This is a genomic window from Actinophytocola sp. (genome assembly GCF_035712165.1).
Classification (GTDB): domain Bacteria; phylum Actinomycetota; class Actinomycetes; order Mycobacteriales; family Pseudonocardiaceae; genus DASYTH01.
In genome coordinates, this window is the sequence record NZ_DASTBH010000058.1 from 1 (window position 1) to 2,976 (window position 2,976).

Here is a 2,976-nt window from a genome sequence, read left to right on the forward strand (position 1 = left end):
GAACGACGCGCCACCCTCGCCGCCATCGCCGAACTGGACGCCGCCGAGCTGGCGCAGCCGGTCCGACCGACCGCCGCCGACGCCGGGCTGCTCGACGCCCTGCCCTACCTCACGCTCAACCTCGCCGACGCCCCGGAACCGCTGCTCCGGGGGCTCTTCGAGACCACCAAACTGGAAGTCCGGCTCCACCCGGACAGCGACGACGTCACGATCAGTATCCGGCTGCCCGCCGACCAGATACCCACCATCGCCCACGCGGCAGAAAGGATCACCAACACCATGATCGACGCACAAGGAACGCCTGCTCAGGCAGGCGCTGCTTATGCGGATGCTGTGAGTGCCCCCGGCAGGATTCGAACCTGCGCTCCCGCCTCCGGAGGGCGGTGCTCTATCCCCTGAGCTACGGGGGCCCTGTGCGGGGGGAAGCTTAGCGTATGGGTGGGGGGTTACTGGGTGGGGGCACTCTGGATGGCGAGTACGGCGATGTCGTCGCGGGCGGAGCCGCCTGACCATGCTTGCACAGTTTGGTCCAGGTGGGTCGTTACCTGGTCGGCGGGAAGGCCCTGGCAGTTTGCCAGGGTTTCGCGGAGGCGTTCGGAGCCGAAGAGCTCATCTCCGGCCGCACCGGCGCGGGCTTCGGTGATGCCGTCGGTGTAGAGGACGAGGGTGTCGTGGGGGGCCAACTCCAGCACGTTCTCGCCGAACTGGGCCTGGGGCATGATGCCGACGAGCATTCCGGGGATGGCGACGACCTCCACGGTGCCGTCGTGGCGCAGCACCAGCGGCGACGGGTGGCCGCCGGAGCTCAGCCGCACGTGCAGGGCGCCGCCGCTGCGGCGGGTGATGCAACCCAGGACGGCGGTCGCGAACTTGCTGCCGCTGACGCCGAGGAGGGCCTGGTTGAGCAGGTGGAGCAGCCGCGCCGGGTCGGACTCGACCAGGCGCAGTGCGGCCAGGGCGTGGCGGACGCGGCCGGACAGGGCGGCCGCTTCGGGGCCGTTGCCGCAGACGTCGCCCAGCGTGAACAGGGTGCTCCCATCGGGTTGCACGAACAGGTCGTAGAAGTCGCCGCCGACGTCGACCGGTCCGGCGGACGGGCGGTAGACGGCGGACAGGCGGATTCCCGGCAGCACCGGCAGCGTGGGCGGGTGCAGGGTGCTCTGCAGCGCAACCGTGGCCGCCCGGTTGCGCTCGAACTGGCCGGTGGCCTGCACCGTCCGGCTCACCCGGTCGGCGAACTCGGCCATCAGCCCGCTCTCGACGTCGGCATAGGTCTCCTGCCGCCTGCCGAGCAGCAGAATGCCGGGAGGCGCCGACCCGGGCGCCGGCGGCAGAGACAGGGCCGCCACCTCGGAGTACCGCGTCAGCGGCTCGGCGAAGGCCCGCGGCAGCCCGGCGATCTCGTTGTGGGACAGCAGACCCGCCTGCTTGAGCCCGTCCAGCGCAGCGGTCAGCGCCGGCGCCGACTCGACCGCCGGCCGGCGGATCCGGCCCCGGGTGCACCGCCCCCGCAACGACCAGCGCCACCAGTCCAGCCGTCCGCGCGCGTCCGGCAGCACCAGCACGGCGCAGTCGGCCAGCACCGGAACCGCCAACTCCACGATCAGCGTGGCCGCGGCGTCCAGATCGGTGGCGCCCACCAGCCTGCCACCGACATCGGCGAGAAAGATCGAATCGCCCGGCGAGAAGGACGGCGGAGCGATACCGACGCCCAGATCGTCGGCAGCCGGTGAGGCCGGCTTCGCCCTATGCACGCCACCTCATCTGCAATCCTCCTGACCGTCGCAGGGCCCGGTCAACGTAGCCTAACCGAGTTTGTGCCGACCGCCACCAAGCGTGGGAGGCTTGAAGCCCGAGATCGGTTGAACCGGGAGGGCACCGTGGGACCCGATGCGTTGCTGACCGCCCTCCGGAGTCTGCGCGACGGAAACTTCGGCTACCGGATCGCGCCGGAGGACGCGGCGGTGTCGCCCGAGCTGGCGCGGGTGTTCAACGAGATCGCCGAGCGCAACGAGCGGCTGGTCACCGAGCTCACCCGGATCCGCGGCACGGTCGGCCGGGACGGCCAGCTCGGCGACCGGCTCACCCCCCAGCACCGCGGCGGCTACGCCGAGGCCACCGACGCCGTCAACGGGTTGATCGAGGACCTGACCCGGCCGACCGTGGAGCTCAACCGGGTGCTCGCCGCCGTGGCCAGGGGCGACCTGTCCCAGCGGATGGCGCTGCTGCTGGACGACCGGCCGTTACAGGGTCGCTTCGACGAGCTGGGCCGGACGGTCAACGGCCTGCTCGAGCAGCTGTCGCTGTTCGCCACCGAGGTGACCCGGGTGGCCCGGGAGATCGGCACCGAGGGCCGGCTGGGTGGCCAGGCCGAGGTGCCCGGGGTGGCCGGCACCTGGCGCGACCTCACCGACTCGGTCAACTTCATGGCGAAGAACCTCACCGGCCAGGTGCGCAACATCGCCGAGGTGACCACCGCGGTGGCCCTCGGCGATCTGACCCGCAAGATCACCGTCGAGGTCTCCGGCGAGATGCTGGCGCTGAAGAACACCATCAACACCATGGTGGACCAGCTCTCCGCGTTCGCCGACGAGGTCACCCGCGTGGCCCGCGAGGTCGGCAGCGACGGCCGGCTGGGCGGTCAGGCCAAGGTCCCCGGGGTGGCCGGCACCTGGCGCGACCTCACCGACTCGGTCAACTTCATGGCCAACAACCTGACCACCCAGGTGCGCAACATCGCCGAGGTGGCAACGGCGGTGGCCAACGGCGACCTGACCCGCAAGATCACCGTCGACGTCAAGGGCGAGATCCTCGAGCTGAAGAACACTCTGAACACCATGGTGGACCAGCTCTCCGCGTTCGCCGACGAGGTCACCCGGGTGGCCCGCGAGTTCGGCAGCGACGGCCGGTTGGGCGGTCAGGCCAAGGTCCCCGGGGTGGCCGGCACCTGGCGCGACCTCACCGACTCGGTCAACT

General features: G+C 71.1%; 2 protein-coding genes and 1 tRNA gene. 1 reads left to right on the top strand and 2 read right to left on the bottom strand.

The window, feature by feature from the left end:
- Positions 1-338: 338 nt before the first annotated feature.
- Together VFO68_RS02765 and VFO68_RS02770 are read right to left on the bottom strand one after the other, a co-directional pair.
- Positions 339-410, bottom strand: a tRNA-Arg gene (locus VFO68_RS02765).
- Positions 411-446: 36 nt separating this feature from the next.
- On the bottom strand, positions 447-1,754 hold the full coding sequence (locus tag VFO68_RS02770) for a PP2C family protein-serine/threonine phosphatase (RefSeq protein ID WP_325156530.1): 1,308 nt from the start codon (positions 1,752-1,754) through the stop codon (positions 447-449).
- 126 nt (positions 1,755-1,880) lie between these two features.
- Here VFO68_RS02770 and VFO68_RS02775 point away from each other — a divergent pair.
- Positions 1,881-2,976, top strand: a 1,096-nt coding sequence (locus VFO68_RS02775) for a HAMP domain-containing protein (RefSeq protein WP_325156531.1), incomplete at its 3' end; no start/stop codon positions are given.